This is a genomic window from Roseiarcus fermentans, from assembly GCF_003315135.1.
In the GTDB taxonomy this organism is placed as follows: Bacteria; Pseudomonadota; Alphaproteobacteria; order Rhizobiales; family Beijerinckiaceae; genus Roseiarcus; species Roseiarcus fermentans.
The window spans coordinates 1-22,889 of sequence record NZ_QNRK01000003.1; the positions used below are offsets into that span (position 1 = coordinate 1).

Genomic DNA, 22,889 nt, shown 5'->3' on the forward strand with positions numbered 1-22,889 from the left:
TTCGCTCACGCTGACGCAGACGGCGATCGGAGGGGCCGGCGGGGCGTCCGGGAACAACGGCGGCGCGGGCGGCGCGGCCTCCTCGACCCTGACCGCGCGGCGGTTCGGCGTCGAGTCTCGCCGTGACCACGATCGCGACCGGCGGCGCCGGCGGTTCGCCGCACGGGCCGGGATCGGCCAGTGCAGGCGGAGACGCGAGCGCCAGCAGCGATGCGACCCTGAACGGTCCGGGGAGCGTGTCGTCGACCGCGATCGCGACCGGCGGCGCGCAGGGCGTGCAAGTCATGGTCGAGGGACCTTCCGGCGCCGCGTCCGCGCGCAGCGCGGCGAGCGACGCCGACGGGTCCGTCGCCACCACCGCGCAGTCCCCGGCGGTCGCGTCGTCCCCGAGCAACGGCGCGGCGATCGCCGAAACCCTGGCCGTGGTCGGCGCCGGATCTTCCGCGCTCGCGCCCATCGTCGCCGGGGAGACGATCTCCGACGCCACGCTGACCTCGAACGGTCCAACAATCGGGGGCGGCGTGATGTCTGCCGGCGCCACCGAGTGCTGCGGCGCCCGGAACTATTCGGACGAGGCGGATTTCACGTTCGCGACCGGAGCGCGAGAACGGCTGTCGCTGACGCTTCTGGACACCATCGCCGCAGGATCGGGGTTCGCCTCCGCGCGCTTCACGGTCACAGTCGACGGGCGCGCGGCGGTCGCCGACAGGTTCACGTCGCTGCGCGCGGCGGAACGCTTCTTTTCCGGCCGTACGCTCGACCTCGGCGTCGTGCGCCGGGGCGGCCGGACGGTCGCCGTGTCGTTCGCGCTCACGCCGGACGCGGACGTGGTCATGCCCGCCGGCGGCTTCGGCTTCGACTACAGCTTGCAGGATCCGGCTGTCCCGGAACCCGCGACCTGGGCGATGCTGCTCATCGGCTTCGCCGGCCTCGGCCGGGCGATGCGATCGAGGAATCGACGTGCAGCGTGAACAGCGGTCACGCCGGCGCGTGACAGACGGCCTCGATGTTGTTTCCGTCGCGGTCGAGGACGAAGGCGGCGTAGTAGTTCGGATGATAGTGCGGTCTTAAGCCCGGCGGGCCGTTGTCGCGGCCGCCGGCGGCGAGCGCCGCGCGATGAAAGGCGTCGACCTCGGCGCGCGTCCCGGCGGCGAAGGCGACGTGCGTTCCGCCCTTCGGCCCGGCGCCGGTTCCGATCCAGAAGAACGGCTTGTCGGACGCGCCGAAGCCGGCGTGCGCCCCCGCGCCCGTCTCTTCCGCGGTCACGGACATGACGAGCGAGAGGCCGAGCGGCCGCAGCGCCGCCTCGTAGAACGCCTTCGACGGCTCGAAATCGGCGACGGCAATCCCAATGTGGTCGAGCACGATTGACCTCGTGAAGTCTCCGCTTCCCTGTGGATAGGGCCCCGGCGTCGTGTCGGCAAGGGCCGCCGCGCCCGGACCGTCGGACCCATTCCGCAAGACCGCCGGGAACGTCTCTTTCCGCCTCCGTCGGGCGAGCGCTTAGTCTTGTTGCAGTCGACGGCGTTCTGAGCGAATCTCGCCCGAACGCCGCGTCAGCCCGGCGCCGCGAGGGCCGCAGACCATGAATCCGATCCCCGCGACCCGCGTCTACGCCGGGCATCACGCGCAGGCGGCGTACGGCCGCTGGGCGCCGATCTACGATCTGATCTTCGACCTGCCGTTCCATCCGGGGCGGCTGGCGGCGGCGCAAGCCGCGGCGGCCGCGGCGGGGTCCGGGGGTGAAATTCTGGTGATCGGCGTCGGCACCGGGCTCGAGCTGCCGCTGCTGCCGGGCGACGTGCGCGTCACCGGCATCGACATCAGCGCGCCGATGCTGCGGGCGGCGCGGACGCGGGTCGAACGCCAGCGGCTCGTCCAGGTGAAGGGCCTGCACGTGATGGACGCGGGCGCGCTCGACTTTCCCGACGCCGCCTTCGACGTCGCGCTCGCGCCCTACGTGATGAGCGTCGTTCCCCACCCGGCGCGCGCGCTGGACGAAGCGTGGCGGGTGCTTCGGCCGCGTGGGACGCTGATCGTCATGAATCATTTCGCCGCCGAACGCGGCCTGCGCAAGGCCGTCGAACGCCGGATGGAGACCGCCGCCGCCTGGCTCGGCTGGCATCCGAACTTCCCCTATTCGGCGATCGGCGACTGGATCGCCGCCCGCCCCGACGCGCGGATCGTCGAGCGCTGCGAACTGCCGCCGATGCGGCTGTTCACGCTGCTCAGGATCGACAAGGCCGGGTGACGGGCGGCCACGACGCGCTCGCAGGTTTGCGCCGACCGCCGAGGGCGGCGAAACGCCGCCCCTCCCATTGTCCGCGAGTTCGGTTGGGCGGACCGGCGAAATCCGCTCAGTCCGCCTCGCCGGACAGGGACGCGTCGCCGGCGCGATCGGGCGCGGCGCGGCGGCGGGCGTGCTTCCTCGGGTAGATCCGCAGTCTGCCGATGTCGAAGGGAGCGACGGACCAGCCATGGACGGCCGCGTGATAGGCGGCCTCGTCGGTCGGGCGGCCGTCCTGCGCGGCGGCGAGGAACCGGCGGCGGAACCAGATCTTCATGACGAGGTCGTCGACCGACTCGATGCAGTCCGAAATGGCGACGCACAGATCGTCGATGTCGGCCTTCCCCATCGCCACCGTTCGCAGTTCCGCCGTCCCGCCCGCGCTCTTGCGCGTCGCGGTCTTGAAGTGCCCCTGAACGTCGCGCGCCGGGTCGACGTAGAAAAAGCAGTGCACGACATCGTTGCGCGCCTCGCGGATGGCGTCGAACAGGACCCCGGTTTGCACCGCCTGCGCCGTCAGCGACTTGTCCGGCCACGGCCGGACCTCCTGTCTCAGGAGGTTCATGAACAGCTTGACCAGCGAGACGTTGCCGAGCGTCGAGAGCACCAGTTCGCCGACGTCCTGGTCCCAACCGGCCGTCACCCAGACCAGCGAGGCGAACTTTCGCTCCAGCGCGTTCCAGCCGAAGTTGATGAAGCCGATGCTGGCCAGGTGTTCGTCGTCGAGGCCTGTCCACTGGCGTCTCGCCATCGGCGTATTGATGAACAAGGGGGGCTCTTTCCTCGGTCGCAGGGGCGCGCGCGCCCCGCCGATCGGGGCGCCCGCGACGCCGTCCCCATCTTAAGCCGGTCTGCGCTCGCGCGCGACCGCCCGGGCGAGCCGGACGAAGCCGGCGATGTCGACGTCTTCCGCGCGCCGGGTGGGGTCGATACCCGCTTCCCCGAGCAGGGCCGCGGCGTCGAGACCCCGCGAGGCCGCGATCCCCTTCAAGGCCTGGCGCAGCATCTTGCGCCGCTGCCCGAACGCGGCCTGGGTCGCCGCGCTCAGCGCGCCCGCGTCGCAGGGGTCGGGCGAAGCCCGCGGAACCAGTTCGACGACGCTCGAGACGACCTTCGGCGGCGGGGTGAAGGCGGAGGGCTGCACGTCGAACAGGATGCGCGTCTCGGCGCGCCATCGGCTGAGCACGGCGAGGCGGCCGTAGTCGGCGCGTTCGGCCGGGGTGGCGACGATGCGCAACGCCACCTCGCGCTGGAACATCAGGGTGAGCCGGTCGAAGAAGGGCGGCCACGGCTCGGATTCCAGCCATCCCGTCAGGAGGCGCGTGCCGATGTTGTAGGGCAGGTTGGCGCAGATCCGGATCGGCGCGCCGCCGGCCCGTTCGATCAGCGCCTCGGGCGGCACGGCGAGCGCGTCGGCGGCGATGACCTCGAGGCGGCCGGGCCAGCGGGCGGCGATCTCCGCCAGCGCCGGCGCCGCGCGCGCGTCGCGTTCGATCGCGATCACCTTCCGCGCGCCTTCGGACAGCAGCGCCCGGGTGAGCCCGCCGGGGCCCGGCCCGACCTCGACGACGACGACGCCGTCGAGCGGACCGGCGGCGCGGGCGATCCGGCCCGTCAGATTGAGGTCGAACAGGAAATTCTGCCCGAGCGACTTTTTCGCGTCGAGCCCGCAGCGGGCCACCACCTCGCGCAGCGGCGGCAGCCCGTCGGGGGCGAGCGTCATCGGGTCAGCCGGTCGGCGAGGCGAAGGGCGGCGATCAGGCTGGTCGGATTGGCGACGCCGCGGCCGGCGATGTCGAAGGCCGTGCCGTGGTCGGGCGAAGTGCGGACGAAGGGCAGGCCGAGCGTCACGTTGACGCCCTCGTCGAAGGCCAGCGTCTTCGCCGGGATCAGGCCCTGATCGTGGTACATCGTCAGGGCGACGTCGTAGCGCGCCCGCGCCGCGGCGTGGAACATCGTGTCGGCCGGAAGCGGCCCGGCGACGTCCAGGCCCTCGGCGCGCAGGATCTCGAGCGCGGGCGCGATGATGGTGATCTCCTCGCGGCCCATCGCGCCCCCCTCGCCGGCGTGCGGATTGAGGCCGGCGACCGCGAGGCGGGGACGGGCGACGCCGAATCGCGCCTTGAGGTCGCGCGCGACGATTCTGGCGGTCGCCACGATCAGCTCCCGGGTGAGCGCTTTCGGCGCTTCCGCGAGCGCCACATGGATGGTGACGGGCACGACCGCGAGCGCCTCGGACCAGATCATCATCACCGGGAAGACGGTCTCGCCCCAGGCGGCGGCGGCGAGCGCGCCCAGATATTCGGTGTGTCCGGGAAAGCGGAACCCGGCCTCGTAGAGCGTCGCCTTGGCGATCGGGTTGGTCACGACTGCGCGGGCGTCGCCCGCGCGGGTCGCCGCGACCGCGCGCTCGATCGATTCGAGGGTCGCGGCGGCGTTGCCGGCGGCCGGGCGGCCGGGCTCGGCCGCGACCGCAGCCTCGAGCGGGACGACGGGAAGGCCGCGCTCGAAGGCCGAGGCGGCGCCGGCGGGGTCGGTTTCGACGATGGCGATGTCCCACCCCAGCCGGCCGGCGATGGCGGCGAGATGAGCGGGCGCGGCCAGAACGAAGAACGGCGGACCGCCTTCCTTTCGCAGCCGCCACGCCGCGAGCGCCAACTCCGGCCCGATCCCGGCCGGGTCGCCCATCGTCATCGCCAGCGGCGGAAGTCGGCCTGTCATGACGGCTTTTCCGGAAACGAGAGCGCCCGCCATTACAGGCCGACGTTGCCCCGGAGGTCGCCGAGCGTGCGCAGGACGAGCTGGAACATGAGGGTCTGGTTGCGCGTCGCGGGAAGGGTGGTGAGCGGGCCGCCGGCGTATTCGGTGAAGGCGGCCGGCGCGCTGAGACTCGCGGAATAGCGGACCGTCAGCGTGGTGCACTCGTCCTTGTAGCCGAAACCCAGCGAATAGCCGATGGGATAGAAGACCGGGGTCTCCTGTCCGGGAACGTCGTAATAGTGTCGCGACATGTCGAGCACCAGCGACCCGTCGATCGTCCACCGGTCCTGGAGCTTGTAGGAGGCGCTGCCGGTCAGGCCCTCGCGCGGGTACGCCCACCCCAGCGCCGGCTGGGCCGCATAGAGCGCGTAGTCGACGCTGCCGGTCACGCCGGCGATCGTGGCCTTGGCGATGGCGTCGAACCGGTCGAGCTGGAAGGTCGTGCTGTCGAACTGCTGCTTGCTCAGAAACGACACCGGCGCCGACGTCGGCTGGATCATCTCGCCGGCGACGAAGTTCGAGAACGTCTTGTCGAGGCCCGAGTTCATGCCGGTGTTGGCCATGTCGTAGAGCGTATACGAGTTCTGGCCCGCGACCTGGATCGATTCGCCGGCGACGATGTTGGCGTGGCCGCCGTTGGCGAAATTGGCGGTGTACTGGAGTCCGTAATTGAACCGCGTCCCGCCCTCGATGCGGTCGTAGCCGGAGAACTTGTTCCACGCGAACAGGTTCGTTTCGTCGAACACGAGGCTCTGCGAGTCTTCGTTCGGCTGGATCCTCGGCATGACCTCGCTCGGACGGACGATGAACTGCCCGATCGGCGTGATCGTCTGCGAGCCGAAAACGTTGGTGAGCGCGAACGGATATTGGTACTCGAGCCCGAAGCCCGCCATGCCGCGGGCGAAGGCGCCCTGGCCGCCGCCCGAGAAAAACGCCGCCTGACTGGAATTGGCGACCGTGCTCACGCCGAGCGAACTCGCGTAGGTGATCGAGCCGGTCTCGTTCAGCTCCGTCGCTTCGCCATCCACCCTTGCGAAGACGAACGGCTTCCAGACTTCGCCGATCGGGTCGATATAGCTGCGTTGCCAGGACACCTGCCCGGATGCGCGGGTGTAGTCGCCGGCGATGCTGCGCAGCATGCACGCGCCCGGATAGTACGTGTTCACGTACTTGTTGCCGACGGTGGTCTCGCAAACATTGTACAGATGGTAGGCGTTATCAAACGTCTGCAATCCGGTCGACTGGAACGCGGCGTTGCTTTGCGTGATGTTGGCGATGTTGACGTCGACCGTCGCCGCGCCGCCGATCCCATTGGTGCGGTCGGCGGGAAGCCCGAACACGCGATTGTAGTCGAGCACCGGCACGGCCTGCGGAAGGGTCCGATTGTCGTCGTTCGCCGTGGTGCCCTGGAAGTGATAGGCGCTGAGATCGAAGAAGCTGTGGTCGGCCTGGCCGCGAAGATAGGCCGACGAGACGATGTCCTGGAAGTAATAATTACTGAAGTCGATGCCCTGGAGCTTGTAGTCGTTGGCGAAGAACTTGTCCGACATCCAGGCGACGTTCCAGCCGAACTGCCAGTTCTGGTTGAGGAAGACATTGCCCTTGGTCTCGATCGAGCCGCGCTCCTTCTGGTCGCCGGCGCCGTAAGGCGAGGGCGAGAAAGCGTTCGGTTGCTGCTCGTCGATTCCGACCACCTTGACGCTGTACTGGCCGTTGTCCAGCCGCTGACGCCAGTCGACCTCGCCCAGCACACCCTGTCTCGACAGGTAGGTCGGAATGATGGTCAGATCGTAGTTGGGCGCGAGGTTGATGAAATAGGGAATGCTGATTCCGTAGCCCAGCGACGCCCCCGAGACGAACTGCGGCGCGAGCACGCCGGTCTGCTTGTTGACGGTCGAGTCGGGGGACGAGAAATAGGGCATGTAGAAGACCGGAAAGCCCCACACCAACATCTGGGCGCCTTCATAATAGACTGTGTGGGTCTCCTGGTTCTCGATGATCTTCGTCGCCCGCACCTGCCAGAACGGCGGCCGCTCGGGGTGATCCTTGCAGGGCTCGCAGGCGGTGTAGCTTCCCTTTTCCAGCACGGTCACGGCGCCGTTCACCCGCTCGCCGCGCGGCGAGGTGAAGCGGGTCTTGTCGGCGGTCAGCGCCTGCACGCTGTCGATGAAGCCGTCGCGGAAATTCTCGCTGAGCTCGAATCGCTTGCCGTAGACGACGTCGCCGTGCTCGTCGGTCATCTTGGCGTGACCTTCCGCGTAAACGTGTTTGGTCGAGCGGGTGTAGACGACCCGGTCGGCCTGCAGGATCCGGCCCTGATAGAACAGCTGGACCGAGCCCTGGGCGGTCACGGTGTCCTTGTCCTTGTCGTAGATGAGCTCGTCGGCGTCGATGACCAGCTTGTCGGCCGGCTTGACCGCCGCGGCCGGCGGCGGCGCGGCCTGGGCGGCGCGCGCGGGAGCCTGCGGGCAGAGGCACGAGATCGCAAGCGCCAGCGCAAACATCGCCGCCGCCAGGACCCTGATCCGCCAAGGCCGGCGCTGTCTGCGTTCAGCGGAGGAGCTGACGGCGAATCCCATCAACCATCCTCTTGGTTCAGCAAAACGTAGACGCCAAACAAGCACCCAACGAGCCCCGGCAACCAACCCGCCGCGACCGCGCTGATGAAGCCGGCCTCGCCGAGATCGTTGATGACTTTGGTGGCCACATAAAGCACGAACCCCGCCGCGACGCCACCCGAAACCATAACCTCCACGCCGCCCATTCGGAAGAATCTTAACGAAAAGCAAGCGGCCACCAGAACCATCGCCGCAAGCAGCAGCGGGCGCGCGAGAAGTTCCTGAAATTTCAGGCGGTAAGCAGTCGGATCGAGGCCCGCCCGGGCCGTCTGCTCGGCCAGGCCGGGCAGCGTCCAGAACGACACGGTCTCGGGCGCGACGAACGCCTGGGCCATCTCGCGGCGGTTCAGGCTGGTGGCGAGCAGGTAGGTCGAGACCGGCAGGGTCTCGAAGCCCGGCGTGACGACCTTGGCGTCGTGCAACTCCCAGTATCCGTCGCGCAAGTCTCCCGAAGCGGCGTCGACCCGTTCGACGAAGTTCCCCTTGTCGTCGAAATTGAAGATCTCGAGCCCGGTCAGGCGGGTCCCGTCGGCCTCCTTGCTGCGCGCGTGGAGGATCGCCTGACCGTCCACGCTCTTCTGCCTGAGCCAGATGTCGCCCCACGGGTTGGCGCGCCCGCCGAACACGCTGGTCTCGATTTCGTCCGACCTCTGCTTCATCCACGCCGAGGCCGGGTTGTAGAGCGCGACCGACACGGCGCCGATCAGCGCCACGACCGCGATCGGGGGCGCGAGAATCTGCCAGACCGAGACGCCGGCGGCGCGGGCGACGACCAGTTCGAGCTTTCGCGAAAGGTTGAGAAACGCGATCATCGAGCCGAACAGCACGGCGAACGGCAGCGCCTGCTCGGCGACCGTCGGGGTGCGCATGAAGGACAGCGCCGCCAACAGCGGGGCGGTCGCCTTCTGGGCGTCGCCCGACCGGCGCAGCATCTCGACCAGATCGACGGCGTAGATGAGCGCGAACACGAAGCCGAACGACGCCAGCACCGTGCGGGCGAACCGGCCGGCGAGATAGAGCGACAGCGTGCGGCCGATCATGCCGGCCTCGTCGCCGCGCGGCGGGCGGCGTGCGCCAGGAACAGCGGCTGGCGGAAGATCATCGCCAGCGCGCCGAGGGTCGCCGCGAGCGGGATCAGCCAGACGAAGATCGCGGCCGACGGGACGCCCACCGTCAGCGTCGTCGCGGCGATGCCCAGTCCGCGAATGGCCACGAACGCCAAGACCGCGCCGCCGATCGCCAGTCCCCTCCCCTGGCGGGTGGTCCGCGCTTCGCCGAGCGCGGCGAAGGCGACGAGTCCGGCCACCAGCGCATAGAGCGGGCTCGCCAGGCGATCGAGCAATTCGCTGCGGATGTGTCCCGCCATCGCCGCGTCGGCGCGGTCGGCGGCGGTCGGCAGCATCAGGTCGACGGTGCTGCGCTCGCGCGGGCGCTTGACCGCCGCCACCGCCTGGGAGAACTGGTTGAGGTCGATGGTGTAGTCGTCGAAGGTCACCATGGCGGAATCGCCAGCCGCCTGCGGGCGGAGCAGGACGCCCTTGGACAGCTGCAGATAGCTCGAGCCGTCCTTCTCCAGCGTCTTGCCCGCCTCCGCAATGTAGGTCGACACGTGCTCCGGGTCGCGCCGGTCCTGCATGAACACGCCGCGCAGGGCGCCGTCGGGGGTGCGCTCGCGATAATGGAACACGAACCCGACCGTCAGGTCGTTGAAGGCGCCGGGGCGGGCGAAATTCGAGATGAAGTCGGCGCGGATGTAGGTGGTCAGGTTCTCCATCTGCCCGAAGCTCCAGGGAAGAACCTGGACGGTGATCGCCGCCACGCCGGCGAACACCGCGATCGACAGGGCGAGCGTCGGCCGCAGGAGGCGGGCCGGAGACACGCCGGCGGCCGCCATCACCACCAGCTCGCTGTCGCCGTTGAGCTTGTTGAACGTGTAGAGAATGCCGGCGAACAGCGCGACCGGCGCGATGACCGCGATCAGCGAGGGCAGCGCGAGCCCGGTCATCAGCAAAAAGATGAGGATCGTCTGCCCCTTGCTGGTCAGGAGGTCGATCTGGCGCAAGGCCTGCGTGATCCAGATGACGCCGGTCAGCACGACGAGCCCGGTCAGGAACGCCGTCGTCGCGGTTCTCAGAACGTAGCGCTCGATTCGACTCATCCCGGCCTGTTCCTGCGCGGCGCGCGCGCCAGGGCCCGCCCGCCCGGTCGAGCCGCCTAGCCCGGCCGCGCCGCCGAGGCAAGCCGCCTTTCGATTCCTTGCCCGGGACGGGGGGGTCGAATGCCGGGAAATAACGGCATTGTGTTGACGTGCCGGGCGTCCCCCCGATATCTCGGAACGCCGGGCTCCTCGCGACGGGCGAGGCGTGGTTGCGTTTGGGACACGAGGAATGCGTTGGAAATGAGCGCCGCGGTCAAGATTTCCTTTGGTCCCCTGGCCGCGCCCAAGGGCGGAGCGTTGGTGGTCTTCGTCGGGGCCGACATGAAGCCCTCGGCCGCGGTCGCGGCGCAGGCCGGCGACCTCGAGCCGCTGATCCGCGCGGCTGCGAAGGCCGTCAGTTTCAAGGGCGCCCAGCGCACGGCGCTCGACATCCTGGCGCCCGCGGGCGTCGAGGCGGCGCGTCTGATCGTGGTCGGCGTCGCTCCCGCCAAGGACAACGCCGCGCTGGACTTCGTGATGCTGGGCGGATTCGTGTTCGGGAAAGCCTCGGGCGCGACCCGGGTCGAGGTCGCCTTCGATGGGCCGGCGGGCGCGTGGGACGCGGCGGCGGAGGCCGATTTCGCCTTGGGCCTGCGGCTGCGCGGCTACAAGTTCGACAAATACAAGACCCGGAAGAAGGAGCCCGACGAGGACGACGCCGGCCCGCCGGAATTCGTGCTCGGCTCGGGGCACGCCGCGGCGGCGCGTGCGGCGGCGCACGACCGATTCGCGGTCGCCGACGGCGTCGAACTGGCGCGCAACCTCGTGAACGAGCCGCCGAACGTGCTGTTTCCGACGGAGTTCGCCGACCGGGCGAAAGCGCTCGAGAAGCTCGGGGTCGAAGTCGGCGTCCTCGACGAGAAGGAAATGGCGCGACTCGGCATGCACGCCCTGCTCGGGGTCGGGCGCGGGTCGTCGCGCGACAGCCGGCTCGTCACCCTGCGCTGGAACGGCGCGCGCGCCAAGCGCGGCAAGCCGGTCGCGGTGATCGGCAAGGGGGTGTGCTTCGACTCGGGCGGCATTTCGATCAAGCCGGCGGCCGGAATGGAGGACATGAAGGGCGACATGGGAGGCGCGGCCTGCGTCGTCGGCCTCATGCACGCGCTGGCGGCCCGCAAGGCCAAGGTCAACGTCGTCGGCGTCGTCGGTCTGGTCGAAAACATGCCCGACGGCGACGCGATTCGTCCGGGCGACATCCTCACCTCGATGTCGGGGCAGACGATCGAGATCATCAACACCGACGCCGAGGGGCGCCTGGTGCTGTCGGACGCCCTTTTTTACACCGAACAGACGTTCAAGCCGCGCGTGATGATCGACCTCGCGACGCTGACCGGGGCGATCATGGTGGCGCTGGGCGCCGAATACGCCGGCCTGTTCGCCAACAACGACGAACTCGCTCAGGCGATCGCGGCGGCGGGCGAGGCGACCGGAGAAAAAGTCTGGCGCATGCCGCTCGCCAAGGCCTACGACAAGCTGATCGATTCCAAGATCGCGGACATGAAGAACACCGGCGGGCGGCACGGCGGCTCGATCACCGCGGCCCAGTTTTTGCAACGCTTTGTTAAGGATACCCCGTGGGCGCACATCGACGTCGCGGGCGTCGCCATGGGTTCGCCATCCTCTGACATCAATTCGTCCTGGGGATCGGGCTGGGGCGTACGCCTGTTGAACCGTCTCATCGCCGACGCCTACGAAGATTAGAGCCGCTGTGCGGACCAGGGGCTGGGAGAGATCAGGATGGGGCTTCGTTCGACGGTCTTGGCGCTCGCGCTCGCCGCCGCGTGCGCCGGCGCGCAGCCGGCCTGGGCGCTCTCGGGCTGCGACGCCTTCACCGCCGCGCTCCGGACCGGGGCGAGCGACATGGGCGTGGAGTTCTCGCGCGCGATCGTCGTCTCCCGCTCGCGCTCCGACGCCAGCGTCTACGACGTGACGACCAAGGTCGACGTCGATGCGACGCTCAGTTGCCGCGGCGACGAGCTCGTCCGCTTCGAGGCGCGCGTCGGCGAACCGGCCAAGGCGCGCACGTCCACCAATTTCGAGCGCTTCCAGATCGCCGCGCTGAAGGCCGCGCTCGGCTGGGACGCGGCGAAGAGCCGCGGCGTCCTCAAGGGGATGAGCGGCGACGCGCGTGAGTTCCGCGACGCGTCGCGCGAGCGCGGCGACGTCTATGTCGCCGGCAAGACCGAGGAGCACGTGCCGGGCAACGTGTCGCTCGGCATGATGGCGACCGATTCCGATCGGACCTTCGTGATCGTCGGCCCGGCCGGCGAATGACGCGCAGGCGGCCGATGTGAGCGAAGTCCGCTTCCATCATTGCGAACGCCGCCGCGTCGACCAGGCGCTGCCGGACCTCGTGGCGCGGCTTTACGCCGAAGGCCGGCGTGTCGTCGTCCGGGCGCCCTCGGCGGAGATGGTTCAGGCGCTCAACGACCGGCTGTGGACCTGGGACGAGGCGAGCTTCCTGCCGCACGGCGCGGCCGGCGACGGCGATCCGGCGACCCAACCCGTGTTCCTCACCGACACGCTCGGCAATCCGAACGCCGCGACCGTGCTTGTCCTGCTCGCCGGCGCGGAAACGAGCCCCGGCGACGACGCCTTCGACACCGCGATCCGCCTGTTCGACGGTCGCGACGAGGAGGCGCTCGGCGAGGCGCGGCGCGCGTGGAAGCGGCTCAGGGACGCAGGGCTTTCGCCCAGCTACTGGCGCGAGGGCGAGGACGGAGGCTGGGACAAGGCGCGGTGAGCGAGGCCCGGGGGGACGGACGTCGAGCGGCGCTTTGCGGCGAAGGTTTCGGTATGATCGCGTCGTCTCCCTCTCACCAGCGTCGAGGAGCGCTCATGTACGAGGGGGCGTCGCGCCCGGTCGCCGCTGCGTCCGGGGTCATTCGTCAGCCCGCCGCTCCGCGAAGACCCCCTCACCCCGATTTCCCAAATCGCCCGACTTGTCCTATTGCGTCCCGTTCAGGAATCGGGGCGTTCCGCGCCCCGCGCCGGAGGCGCTGGAAACCCATGAAACTGCCGAACGAGGTCGGGCCCATCCATTTCGTCGGCATCGGCGGAATCGGCATGTCCGGAATCGCGGAGGTGCTGATCAATCTCGGCCACGCCGTCCAGGGCTCCGACGCCAGCGACAACGCCAACGTCAAGCGGCTGCGCGAGCGCGGCGCGAAGGTGTTCGTCGGCCACGACGCGCAAAACCTCGGCGCCGCCGCCGTGGTCGTGGTGTCGACCGCGATCCGGCGCGACAACCCGGAGCTCGCGGCGGCGCGGGCGAAACGCATTCCGGTCGTCCGCCGCGCCGAGATGCTCGCCGAACTCATGCGCCTGAAGAGTTGCGTCGCGGTCGCCGGCACCCACGGCAAGACCACCACCACCTCGCTGGTCGCGACGCTGCTCGACGCCGCCGGACTCGACCCGACCGTCATCAACGGCGGCATCATCAACGCCTACGGAACCAACGCCCGCCTCGGCGGCGGCGACTGGATGGTGGTCGAGGCCGACGAAAGCGACGGCACGTTCCTGAAACTGCCGGCGGACGTGGCGATCGTCACCAACATCGATCCCGAGCACCTCGACCATTTCAAGACCTTCGAGGCGATCAAGGACGCCTTCACCGCGCTGATCGAGAACCTGCCGTTCTACGGCTTCGCCGTGATGTGCCTCGACCATCCGACGGTGCAGGAGCTGGTCGGCAAGATCGAGGACCGCCGCGTGTTCACCTATGGCGAGAACCCGCAGGCCGACGTCCGCCTGCTCGACGTCGAGCCGGACGGCGGCGTCACCCGGTTCGCCGTGCTGATCCGCGAGCGCGCGACCGGCCGGGCGACCTACATCGACAATCTGGCGCTGCCGATGCCGGGCCGCCACAACGCCCTCAACGCCACCGCGGCGATCGCGGTCGCGCACCGGCTCGGCGCCTCGGTCGACGTCATCCGCAAGGCGATCGCGGGCTTTGGCGGGGTCAAGCGGCGCTTCACCCGCACCGGTACATGGAACGACGTCGCGATCTACGACGATTACGGCCACCACCCGGTCGAGATCGCGGCGGTGCTCAAGGCCGCGCGCACCGCGACCGCGGGCCAGGTGATCGCGATCATGCAGCCGCACCGCTTCACCCGGCTGGCGTCGCTGTTCGACGCCTTCGCCACCTGCTTCAACGACGCCGACTGCGTTCTGATCGCCGACGTCTATCCAGCGGGGGAGGCCCCGATTCCCGGCGTCGACAAGGCGCGTCTCGCCGCCGCCATCGCCGCCCACGGCCATCGCCACGCGCTCGCCCTGCCCGGCCCGGAGTCGATCGCCCCCCGCGTGCGCGAGCTGGCGCGGCCCGGCGACATCGTCGTCTTCCTCGGCGCCGGCACGGTGACGCAATGGGCCTACGCGCTGCCCGGCGAACTCGCCGAACTCGACAGGAGCGCCGCATGACCAAGACCGCCGTCGCGATCCGCCACGTCGCGTTCGAGGACGCCGGCGTCTGGCGCGAGCCGCTCGCCGAGGCCGGCTACGACCTCTCCTATGTCGAGGCCGGCGTCGACGCCCTCGCCGACGCCGCCCGCGCCGCGGACCTCGTGATCGTGCTCGGCGGCCCGATCGGCGTCTACGAGACCGACGCCTATCCGTTTCTCGTCGACGAGATCGCGGTCGTTCGCCGCCGCCTCGAGGCGGGGGCGCCGATCGTCGGCGTCTGTCTCGGCGCGCAACTGATGGCGGTCGCGCTCGGCGCGCGCGTCGCCCCCGGCCCGGGCAAGGAGATCGGCTACGCGCCGGTGGCGCTCGCCGACGCCGGCCGCGCCTCCCCGCTGGCGCGCCTCGACGGCCTGCCCGTGCTCCACTGGCACGGCGACGCCTGCGAACTGCCGCCCGGCGCTTTGCTGCTCGCCTCCACCCCCTTGGGTCCCGTCCAGGCCTTCAGCCGCGGGCCCCGCGCGCTCGCGCTTCAGTTCCACGTCGAGGCCGATCCGCATCGGATCGAGCAATGGCTGATCGGCCACGCGGCCGAACTCGCCGCGGCCGGCCTCGATCCGCGCGCCCTGCGCGCCGACGCGCTGCGTCACGGGGAAGCGACGGCGGCGGCGGGCCGCGCGCTCCTCGCCGAATGGCTCGGGACCTCGGCGCCATGAGTTTCGCCGCGGCGATCCGGTCGGCGGCCGGGGCGGCGCGCGGGCGCGTGACCTATGACGCGCCGCTCGCGCCGCTGACCTGGTTCCGCGTCGGCGGCGCGGCCGACGCCCTGTTCTCGCCGGCCGACGAGGACGACCTCGCGGCTTTCCTCGGCGCCCTGCCGCGCGAGGTCCCGGTCACAGTCGTCGGTCTCGGCTCGAATCTGATCGTGCGCGACGGCGGGATCGCGGGCGTCGTCGTCCGGCTCGGCGGGCGGGCGTTCAATGCGATCGAGGTGACGGCGGATCATTCGCTGGTCGCCGGGGCCGCGGCGCCCGACGCCTTCGTCGCCAAGGCCGCCGCGACCGCCGGCGTCGGCGGCCTCGCCTTCCTGCGCGGCGTTCCCGGGGCGATCGGCGGCGCGCTGAAAATGAACGCCGGCGCCCACGGCGGCGAAATCTCCGACGCGCTCGTCGAAGCGCGCGGCCTCGACCGGACCGGCGCCGTCCGCATTTTGTCCAACGCCGACATGGGCTACTCCTACCGCCATTCCTCGGCCCCCGACGACGTGATTTTCACCCGCGCGACGCTGCGTGGACGGCCGGGCGACCCGGACGCCATTCTGGCCGAGATGGAGCGGATCACCCGCGTCCGCGAGGCGTCGCAGCCGATCCGGGAAAAGACCGGCGGCTCGACCTTCAAGAACCCGCCCGGCGCGAGCGCCTGGGAGCTGATCGACAAGGCGGGCTGCCGCGGGCTGGTGGTGGGCGACGCGCAGGTGTCGACGATGCACTGCAATTTTTTGATCAATCGCGGCGGCGCCACGGCCGCCGACCTCGAGGCGCTCGGCGAAGCGGTGCGCCGGCGCGTGCTCGAGACCAGCGGCGTGACGCTGGAATGGGAGATCAAGCGGATCGGGCGGCGGTAGGAATTCACCACCAAGGACACGAAGGGGCGCTAAGTCTTCGTGTCTCTTCGTGTCCTTGGTGGTGAAGAAACCTTACTCCGGATCGACGAAGTTCGGCGCCCGCCGCTCGAGCCCCGCCCGCACCGCCTCGACCTGATTGGGCGCGCCGATGATCCTCGCCTGCTCGCGCGATTCGGCGAGAAGAAGGGCCGCCGCATCGAGGTCGGCGGAAGCGTTGAGCAGGCGTTTGAGCGCCCGCACCGCGTCGGGGCTCTTCTCCGCGATCGCGCGCGCGGTCCTGCGCGCGGCCTCCAGCGGGTCGGCGTGAACGGCGGTGACGAAGCCGTAGCGGAACGCCTCCTCGCCCGAAAACTGCCGGCCGGTGAAGGCGAGCTCGCGGATCACGTCGCCAGACGCGAGTTCCCGCATCAGCGCGATCCCGCCCATGTCGGGCACGAGACCCCACTTGATCTCGAGAATGGCCAACTTCGTGTCCGGCGCCGCGTAGCGCACGTCGGCGCCGAGGGCGATCTGAAACCCGCCGCCGAACGCGACGCCATGCAGCGCCGCGATCACCGGAACCGGCAGCGCCCGCCACGCGAACGCCGCCTGCTGCGCCAGATTGGCGATCCCATGGCTGCGCGCCTCGAGGTCGGCGGTGAGGGTCTCGCCGCCGCCCGCGGCCATGGCGGCGAAACTGGCCATGTCGAGCCCGGCCGAGAAGGTGCGCCCCGCGCCGTGCAGCACGACGGCGCGAAGGCCTCGCGCCCGCGTCAGGCGCTCGCCGGCCAGGGCCAGCGCCTCGAACATCGCCGAATCGAGCGCGTTGAGCTTGTCGGGCCGGTCGAGCCGCGCCTCGGCCACGCCGTCGGCGAACGTCAGCGTCACCCGGCCGGCGATGGTCTCGCTTTCGATCATGGCGAACCCCGTCGATCGTTCATCCATTTGTCCTCCGAGACGAGCGTCTTGATCTGCTGATATCGGATCGGCTTCGTCAGAATCCTGTCCATCCCCGCGATCAGGAAGTCTTCGTGGTCCTTGGGCGTGGTGTTGGCCGTCAGTCCGACGATCGGCGCCCGGCCCGCCCTGCCGGGCAACTTCCTGATCTCGCGGGTGGCCGACACGCCGTCGAGTTCCGGCATCATCACATCCATCAGCACCAGATCGTACGGGCGTTCCCGCATGGCTGCGACCGCCTCGAGCCCGTTGCCGACCAGATCGACCCGCGCTCCGGCCTTCTCGAGAAAGGCGCTGATCACCATCTGATTGGCCGGATTGTCTTCGGCGACCAGAACGCGGATCTTCACGGCAGGCGACCCCGGCGTCGACGACGGCGGCTCCGCGGCGGCGGGGGCCGCGATCGTCGGCTGGCTCCGGGACAGAGCCCGCGCGAGCAGGTTGCGACGAATCGGCCGGGCCAGGACCACGTCGAACAGGGCCTCCGACGCCATCCGCTCGGCGGGCGTGAGGTCGTCTGTGGTCGTGAGGATCAGGCGCAGCCGCGGATAGCCCGCCCCCGCGCCGATCGCCCGCGCCAGGCCGTCGGCGTCGAACTCCGGCGCCGCGCCATGAATCAGGGCCGCGTCGAACGGCGCGCCGTCGGCTGCGGCCCGTTGCAGCGTCGACACGGCGTCCCCGGAATCGCTCACGATGTCGACCCGCGCGCCGAACTCCGCAACCTGCAGGCCAACCGCGCTCCGGTCGGCGTCCCCGGCGTCGACAATCAGAACGCGCTGCCCATCGAGACGGTCGTCGTCCCTGGCGGGCGCGCTCGAGATCTTGAACCGGCTCGTGAACCGGAACGTCGAGCCCTGGCCGGGCGCGCTTTCCGCGCTGATCGTCCCGCCCATGCGGCCGACGAGGGTCCTGCAAATGGCGAGGCCCAGCCCGGTGCCGCCGAACCGCCGGGAAATCGAACTGTCGACCTGGGTGAACAGCTGGAAGAGGAGCGGCAGATTCTCGGGCGCGATCCCGATGCCGGTGTCCCTGACCGCGAATTCGAGCAGAGCCTCGTCGCCGTCGGCGGAGACACAGTGCGCTTCCAGGGAAACCGTGCCGGTTTCCGTGAACTTCAGCGCGTTGCCGAGAAGATTGTTCAGCACCTGGCGCAGGCGTCCGGGATCCCCGATCAGCAGCGCGGGGACGTCGGAGGAAATATACTTTGCGAGATGCAGACCTTTCGCATGGGCGCGCGGCGCGATCAGATCCAGAACTGCGCGCACAACCGTCTCCAGGTCGAAAGCGATATCCTCGAAGGCGAGCTGATCGGCCTCGATCTTGCTGTAGTCCAGCAGGTCGTTGATCAATTGCAGAAGATGGTCGCCGGCGTCGCGCAGCGTCTCCGCATATCTGCGGGAGCGAGGGTCGAGCGTTCCGTCGAGCAGGAGGCCGGCCATTCCGATGACGCCGTTCAGGGGCGTCCGCAATTCGTGGCTGATCATGGCGAGGAATTCGGCCTTGCTGCGGTTTCCAGCCTCCGCCGCGTCTCGCGAAGCCGTCAGCTCCGCGGCGAGCCGTTCCTGTTCGCGCACTTCGCCGCGCAGCTGTTCGTTGGCTTGCGTCAGTTCGGCCCGCGCGGCTTGCAGGCCTTCGCGCGCCCCGTCGAGCCCGACGGCGGCTTTCTTCACTTCGAGCTGCATCGTGTTGAAGCTCGCGGCCATCGTGCCGAGTTCGTCGCGCGACCGCACGACCACGGGAACGATGTCGGTCTCCAGATGCGCGCCGGCGAGATTTCCGCGCGCGAGCGAATGCATCGCCTCGGAAAACTCGCGCAGAACGCCCGACGACAGCCGGAGCGCCGCCGCGCTGACCTCGCTGGCGCTTTGGGCGATCATGCCCGGCAGGACGATTCCCACCGTGATGGTCAGGACCGCGACCGCGACGAAGATGTCTTCGAGCGCGGCGATCAGCGCGGGTTCGCCGGGCGGGATGCGGTCCACCGCAACGAGATACCCGACCGCGTCCATGGACAGCACCAGCAACATCGCGCCGGTCAGGCTGACGTGGAGCGTCGGTCCGAAGGCCGGCAGCCCGATCCGGAGCCGATCTTCGATCTTGCGCCAGGCGAACAGAGCCGCGCCCGAATAGGCCATCACCAGGCCGAAGACGACGGTCGGCAAGCCGAACTGCTCGAAGCCGAGCAGCGTGGAGGTCAGCCAGACGAGCGCCGCGCCGACGCCCAGTTCAATCGTTCCCCGCGGCGCCTTCCAGGGTCTCGCCGCCTCCGGAGCGTCGCGGCGCAACAGCCAGACCGCGATGTTGGGCAGACAGATGCCGATCAGGTAGGTGAAGTTGGCCGCCGCGACCAGCCAGATCGGATCTCCGATCAAGAGAAACAGAACCGAAAACGCCGCCGTCAGCAGCGTCGCCGCCCAGGGCGCGTCGGTCCTCGAACGCAAGGCCAGAAAGCGCGGCAGCAGGCCGTCGTCGCTCAGTTGCGACAGCGTCCGCGCAGCGCCCGCGAGCGGCTGCATCGTGCCGTGGAACATGTTGAACATCATGAACCAGATCGCGGCCGATTTCCCCAGGGCGCCGAACAGCGGCGCAAAGGTCGGGCCGAGCGCCTGGCCGAGATCGCCGGTAAGCGGACCGGCCCCGAGGGTGCAGAACCAGACGACCGGCAAGCCGACAAAAAAGACCGCCGCCATGGCGGCGGCTGCGACCACTGCGCGGGGAACGTTTCGATTCTCGTCGATCGTTTCGGCGACGTGACAGGTCGCGGCTTCGAACGCCGGCGCGGCGAAGCCGATGAGGTACAGGCCCGCCATCATCGAGGTCACGCCGCCGAACCATCCCGGGAAGGGCATGTCGAGATGAAGACGCCCGAGCGACGACCAGTCCGCGGTTCCGGCGACGACGGGCGCGATCATCGACACGAAGGCGAGGGTCGCCGACACGGTGGCGATCGGGATGCTCAGCCAGGTGACCCAACGGATGCCCGCCAGATTCACGGCCGCGAACAGCGCGACGAGACCGCACGCGATCGCCGGAACCGGCGTCTGCGGCAGCGCCCACTGATTGATGGCGGTGGCCGAGAACAACGCGGTCAGACCGCATGTGGGCACCCAGCCCCACCAGTAACAAACGCCCGCGAGCGCCGAGAGGATGACGCTGTACGGCTTGAACGCTTCCGAGCAGGCCGCCGCGATGCCGCCGACCCGGTTCGGCGACATGAGGACGAGTTCGATCCAGCCCGGCGCCGCGGCGTAGCTCAGCAAAAGCCCGATAGCGAGAAGTATAATCGAGGCGCTTCCCTGGCCGGGGATGTCGCCCTGACCGCCAAACAGCGCCGCCACGAGAAACAGGCTCTGGTTGCTGCCGCCCATCGCAAGCGCAGCCGTGCCGATCCAGCCGATTGTGCGGGGGTGATGGCGCAGAGGCTGCGCGTCGAGGTCCGACCCGTCCTTAAGCGCTTTCGCGTCCAGAGCCTTTTGCACCGGTCATCAACGCTCGCGGGTCCCAAACGACAAAGGGACAGCCCCCATGCCCCGCCAATGGGCGACCTACGGAGCATTTCGCGCGAAGACTGCGGTCGCTTCAACAGAAAATCAATAGATTTCAATAAATTACATGTTATTTACGATGTAACTGGGCGACATGCCGCGCCGGATCGTCCTATGCCCGGTTCGGACAAGCGCGGTCGACTTGTCTGCCCCGACGCATAGAGGGTGGGGAAGATCCCGTCGCGCCTCGGCGGCGCGGAACACGGATTTCGACCGGACCTGGCGTTCCTGATGGAAGCGGGGTCCCGCGAGCGCCTGCGCGGCGCAACGAGGTCGGCCGTTCGCGCCTCAATTCCGACCGGCGTCGCTGGCGCGCGCGCGTCGAGGTCACACGAACCGGACGCCGAACTGTCCAGCGACCGCCACGATCGCTTCGGGCGCGAGCGGCCCCGCTCGCCCGGCGTGGTCGAAATGGCGAAACATCTCGGGCGCCCGTAGGCCGGGGGGGACAGAACGACCAGCATCCGCGCCGGTTGGTCTGCGATCTTGCGGAAGCCGTGCGGGACGTCGCGGGGCGGCTTCACCGATTCGACCACGACGGCCGTTCGTTCTCTCCCCGGTCCGGCGACCGACAGTTCGCCTTCGAGGATGTGGAAAAACTCGTCGTCGGCGCTGTGAACGTCGGTGGGCGCGCCGTAACCCGGAGGCGCGCGCTCGACGCCGACCACGAACGGCGGCGAGGGCGCGCGGCGTGACGGGCGAGCGTCGCAAGAAGCGCCCCGGGGATTGGCAATCCCGATCCCGCCTCGCCCAAAAAGGTCCGCGGGCGAGTCGGGCGCTCCGTCGCTGGCCATTCGCGTCCGTGCGGCTAAACAAGCGAGGTCAAATCGCCGCGGAGCGTTTCCCGCTTCGCGCCCAGCCGCGGGAGGGTTTGCGATGCGGGGCGGACATTGGCTTCTGGATCGTCCCGAACTCGCGCTCGGCCTGGCGACGCTCGCCCTGCACCTGTGGCTGAACGGAAGGTACGGATATTTCCGCGACGAGCTCTACTTCATCGTCTGCGGACGCCATCCGGCCTGGGGTTACACCGACCAGCCGCCGCTCGTGCCGCTGATCGCCGCCGCCTCGGACGCCGCGTTCGGTTCGCTGCGCGGGCTGCGGCTGGTTCCCGCGCTGGCCTCCGCCGCCTTCGTCGCGCTGGCCGCGACGGCCGCGGCCGTGCTGGGCGGCGGACGCTACGCGCGCTGGCTCTCGGGACTGGCCGCGCTCGCGGCCGGCGCCCTGCAGCTCGTCGGCGTCCTCCTGACGACCGACACGCTGCTGCCGCTCGCCTGGCTCGCCATCGGCCTGTGTGTGGTCAAGGCGGAGCGCGACGACGAGCCGCGCTGGTTTCTCGCCGCCGGCGCCGTCGCGGGCGTAACCTTTCTCGCCAAATATACGGTCGCCCTCTATCTCGCCTCGATCGCGCTCGCTCTGCTTCTGTCCCCGCAGCGTCGCCTGCTCGCCCGCTGGCAGCCCTGGGCCGGGGCGCTGCTCGCCTGCGCCGTCGCCGCCCCGAACCTGGTCTGGCAGGCCCGCAACGGCTGGCCGTTCGTCGCCCACACGGCGGTGCTGGCGGGCAAGAACATCCCGCACTCGCCCGGCGCCTTCCTGGTGCAGGAGGCGCTGACTCTCGGGCCGGCGACGGCGCCGCTGTGGATCGCCGGATTCGCGGCCTTCGCCGTCTGGAGAGGGTTTTGGGGCTTGCGGTGGGTCGCGATCAGCTCGGCGCTTCTGGTCGCCGCCGCGGCGCTCGGCAACGGGCGGCCCTATTACATCGCACCCGCCTTTCCCTTGCTGATGGCGGGAGGGGCGGTCGCGCTCGAAGCGTGGCTGCCGCCGCTCGGGCGCGCCGCGCTCGCGGCCGCGGTCCTCGTCGTCGGCGTCGTTTCGGCGCCGCTGTTCCTGCCCGTCCTGCCGATCGAGACGCTGATCGCCTATCTGCACGCGATCGGATTCCGGCCGAGCACCGGCGAAAGGCTCGCGCTCGCTGATCTGCCGCAATATTACGCCGATCAGTTCGGCTGGCCCGAGATGGCCGAGGTCGTCGGCCGGGCGTACCAGGCGCTGCCGCCGCAGGACCGGGCGCGCGCCGTCTTCTTCGCCTGGAACTACGGCGACGCCGCCGCAATCGATGTCTTCGGGGCTCCCTGGGGCCTGCCGCCGGCCATCAGCGGGCACGAGAGCTACTTTCTCTGGGGTCCCCGCAGCGCCGACGGAAGCGTCGTGCTCATTCTCGGCGGAACGCGAGCGCGACTCACGCAGATGTTCCGCTCGGTCGAGCCGGTCGGCAGGTTCTCGCATCCGCTCGCGATGCCCGAAGAATCCGGCCAGACGGTGTGGCTGTGCCGGGACATCCTGCAACCGGTCGATCAGCTGTGGCCGCGGCTCAGGCATTTCGGCTGATCCCGCACGACCATCTGCGCTCGCGCCGGCCTCGGCCGGCCGCCCTTGGCGAACCGGCGCGGCGGGAGCGTTGATTCCTTGCCTTCCCAAGGATCTGATCGGTCCGGACCCGGGTTCGTCCTGGCGGAGGACA

The 22,889-nt window shown here is 69.7% G+C and carries 18 protein-coding genes and 1 pseudogene; 9 read left to right on the forward strand and 10 right to left on the reverse strand.

The features are described 5' to 3' along the window. The first annotated feature begins 122 nt into the window (after positions 1–122). Positions 123–971, forward strand: coding sequence for a PEPxxWA-CTERM sorting domain-containing protein (locus DFR50_RS32445; protein WP_113887757.1), 849 nt, complete (start codon positions 123–125; stop codon positions 969–971). A gap of 7 nt (positions 972–978) precedes the next feature. Here DFR50_RS32445 and DFR50_RS03175 read toward each other — a convergent pair whose 3' ends face one another. Then, positions 979–1,365, reverse strand: coding sequence for a VOC family protein (locus DFR50_RS03175; protein WP_113887758.1), 387 nt, complete (start codon positions 1,363–1,365; stop codon positions 979–981). Positions 1,366–1,585: 220 nt separating this feature from the next. On the opposite strand from DFR50_RS03175, the gene DFR50_RS03180 reads away from it, so the two are divergent. Beyond that, positions 1,586–2,251, forward strand: coding sequence for a class I SAM-dependent methyltransferase (locus DFR50_RS03180; RefSeq protein ID WP_113887759.1), 666 nt, complete (start codon positions 1,586–1,588; stop codon positions 2,249–2,251). A gap of 106 nt (positions 2,252–2,357) precedes the next feature. Here the strand turns inward: DFR50_RS03180 and DFR50_RS03185 are convergent, their stop codons facing one another. The 6 genes from DFR50_RS03185 to lptF all read right to left on the reverse strand — a co-directional run bounded on the left by DFR50_RS03185 (position 2,358) and on the right by lptF (position 9,823). Next, positions 2,358–3,056 carry a hypothetical protein gene (locus tag DFR50_RS03185; protein ID WP_113887760.1) on the reverse strand — a complete coding sequence of 233 codons (699 nt, stop codon included), beginning with the start codon at positions 3,054–3,056 and terminating at the stop codon, positions 2,358–2,360. Positions 3,057–3,128: 72 nt separating this feature from the next. After that, entirely contained in the window at positions 3,129–4,010 is an 882-nt protein-coding gene (rsmA, locus tag DFR50_RS03190; protein WP_113887761.1) for a 16S rRNA (adenine(1518)-N(6)/adenine(1519)-N(6))-dimethyltransferase RsmA, read from the reverse strand. Then, positions 4,007–5,008, reverse strand: a complete 1,002-nt coding sequence (gene pdxA, locus DFR50_RS03195; RefSeq protein WP_113887762.1) for a 4-hydroxythreonine-4-phosphate dehydrogenase PdxA — start codon at positions 5,006–5,008, stop codon at positions 4,007–4,009. The genes rsmA and pdxA overlap by 4 nt, the downstream gene beginning before the upstream one ends. A gap of 32 nt (positions 5,009–5,040) precedes the next feature. Next, positions 5,041–7,626 (reverse strand): LPS-assembly protein LptD, encoded by a 2,586-nt coding sequence (locus tag DFR50_RS03200; RefSeq protein WP_113887763.1) that lies wholly within the window; start codon positions 7,624–7,626, stop codon positions 5,041–5,043. Beyond that, complete coding sequence (gene lptG, locus DFR50_RS03205; protein WP_113887764.1) at positions 7,626–8,705, reverse strand: LPS export ABC transporter permease LptG; 1,080 nt, start codon at positions 8,703–8,705, stop codon at positions 7,626–7,628. The genes DFR50_RS03200 and lptG overlap by 1 nt, the downstream gene beginning before the upstream one ends. Further along, positions 8,702–9,823: an LPS export ABC transporter permease LptF gene (gene lptF / locus DFR50_RS03210; RefSeq protein WP_113887765.1), complete on the reverse strand. Its 1,122-nt coding sequence runs from the start codon at positions 9,821–9,823 to the stop codon at positions 8,702–8,704. Before lptF ends, lptG begins: the two co-directional genes overlap by 4 nt. Before the next feature lie 240 nt (positions 9,824–10,063). On the opposite strand from lptF, the gene DFR50_RS03215 reads away from it, so the two are divergent. The 6 genes from DFR50_RS03215 (at position 10,064) to murB (ending at position 15,890) form a co-directional block, all read left to right on the forward strand. After that, positions 10,064–11,563 (forward strand): leucyl aminopeptidase, encoded by a 1,500-nt coding sequence (locus tag DFR50_RS03215; RefSeq protein WP_113887766.1) that lies wholly within the window; start codon positions 10,064–10,066, stop codon positions 11,561–11,563. A 36-nt stretch (positions 11,564–11,599) separates the two neighbouring features. Next, complete coding sequence (locus tag DFR50_RS03220; protein ID WP_113887767.1) at positions 11,600–12,136, forward strand: hypothetical protein; 537 nt, start codon at positions 11,600–11,602, stop codon at positions 12,134–12,136. A gap of 16 nt (positions 12,137–12,152) precedes the next feature. Next, positions 12,153–12,605: a DNA polymerase III subunit chi gene (locus tag DFR50_RS03225; protein ID WP_113887768.1), complete on the forward strand. Its 453-nt coding sequence runs from the start codon at positions 12,153–12,155 to the stop codon at positions 12,603–12,605. 266 nt (positions 12,606–12,871) lie between these two features. Continuing rightward, positions 12,872–14,287: a UDP-N-acetylmuramate--L-alanine ligase gene (gene murC, locus DFR50_RS03230; RefSeq protein ID WP_113887769.1), complete on the forward strand. Its 1,416-nt coding sequence runs from the start codon at positions 12,872–12,874 to the stop codon at positions 14,285–14,287. Next, positions 14,284–14,982, forward strand: coding sequence for a glutamine amidotransferase (locus DFR50_RS03235; RefSeq protein WP_113887770.1), 699 nt, complete (start codon positions 14,284–14,286; stop codon positions 14,980–14,982). Before murC ends, DFR50_RS03235 begins: the two co-directional genes overlap by 4 nt. Next, entirely contained in the window at positions 14,979–15,890 is a 912-nt protein-coding gene (gene murB / locus DFR50_RS03240; RefSeq protein WP_113887957.1) for a UDP-N-acetylmuramate dehydrogenase, read from the forward strand. Before DFR50_RS03235 ends, murB begins: the two co-directional genes overlap by 4 nt. A gap of 72 nt (positions 15,891–15,962) precedes the next feature. Here murB and DFR50_RS03245 read toward each other — a convergent pair whose 3' ends face one another. From DFR50_RS03245 to DFR50_RS33520, 3 genes and pseudogenes are all read right to left on the reverse strand, one after another. Next, positions 15,963–16,769, reverse strand: coding sequence for a crotonase/enoyl-CoA hydratase family protein (locus tag DFR50_RS03245; protein ID WP_425376062.1), 807 nt, complete (start codon positions 16,767–16,769; stop codon positions 15,963–15,965). Positions 16,770–16,783: 14 nt separating this feature from the next. Beyond that, positions 16,784–20,305, reverse strand: coding sequence for an amino acid permease (locus DFR50_RS03250; RefSeq protein ID WP_113887772.1), 3,522 nt, complete (start codon positions 20,303–20,305; stop codon positions 16,784–16,786). 530 nt (positions 20,306–20,835) lie between these two features. Further along, positions 20,836–21,165 (reverse strand): annotated as a pseudogene (locus tag DFR50_RS33520) (cupin domain-containing protein); the annotation flags it as partial. Between the two features lie 82 nt (positions 21,166–21,247). Here DFR50_RS33520 and DFR50_RS03260 point away from each other — a divergent pair. Further along, a complete protein-coding gene (locus tag DFR50_RS03260; protein ID WP_113887774.1) occupies positions 21,248–22,756 on the forward strand; it encodes a glycosyltransferase family 39 protein in 1,509 nt (502 codons plus the stop codon). Positions 22,757–22,889 lie beyond the last annotated feature (133 nt).

Excerpts from the sequence above, each read along its gene's own strand:
- DFR50_RS03180 (WP_113887759.1), top strand. The coding sequence starts at position 1,586 with ATGAATCCGATCCCCGCGACCCGCGTCTACGCCGGGCATCACGCGCAG.
- rsmA (WP_113887761.1), bottom strand. The coding sequence starts at position 4,010 with ATGACGCTCGCCCCCGACGGGCTGCCGCCGCTGCGCGAGGTGGTGGCC.
- pdxA (WP_113887762.1), bottom strand. The coding sequence starts at position 5,008 with ATGACAGGCCGACTTCCGCCGCTGGCGATGACGATGGGCGACCCGGCC.
- DFR50_RS03200 (WP_113887763.1), bottom strand. The coding sequence starts at position 7,626 with ATGGGATTCGCCGTCAGCTCCTCCGCTGAACGCAGACAGCGCCGGCCT.
- lptG (WP_113887764.1), bottom strand. The coding sequence starts at position 8,705 with ATGATCGGCCGCACGCTGTCGCTCTATCTCGCCGGCCGGTTCGCCCGC.
- lptF (WP_113887765.1), bottom strand. The coding sequence starts at position 9,823 with ATGAGTCGAATCGAGCGCTACGTTCTGAGAACCGCGACGACGGCGTTC.
- DFR50_RS03215 (WP_113887766.1), top strand. The coding sequence starts at position 10,064 with ATGAGCGCCGCGGTCAAGATTTCCTTTGGTCCCCTGGCCGCGCCCAAG.
- DFR50_RS03220 (WP_113887767.1), top strand. The coding sequence starts at position 11,600 with ATGGGGCTTCGTTCGACGGTCTTGGCGCTCGCGCTCGCCGCCGCGTGC.
- murC (WP_113887769.1), top strand. The coding sequence starts at position 12,872 with ATGAAACTGCCGAACGAGGTCGGGCCCATCCATTTCGTCGGCATCGGC.
- DFR50_RS03235 (WP_113887770.1), top strand. The coding sequence starts at position 14,284 with ATGACCAAGACCGCCGTCGCGATCCGCCACGTCGCGTTCGAGGACGCC.
- murB (WP_113887957.1), top strand. The coding sequence starts at position 14,979 with ATGAGTTTCGCCGCGGCGATCCGGTCGGCGGCCGGGGCGGCGCGCGGG.
- DFR50_RS03260 (WP_113887774.1), top strand. The coding sequence starts at position 21,248 with ATGCGGGGCGGACATTGGCTTCTGGATCGTCCCGAACTCGCGCTCGGC.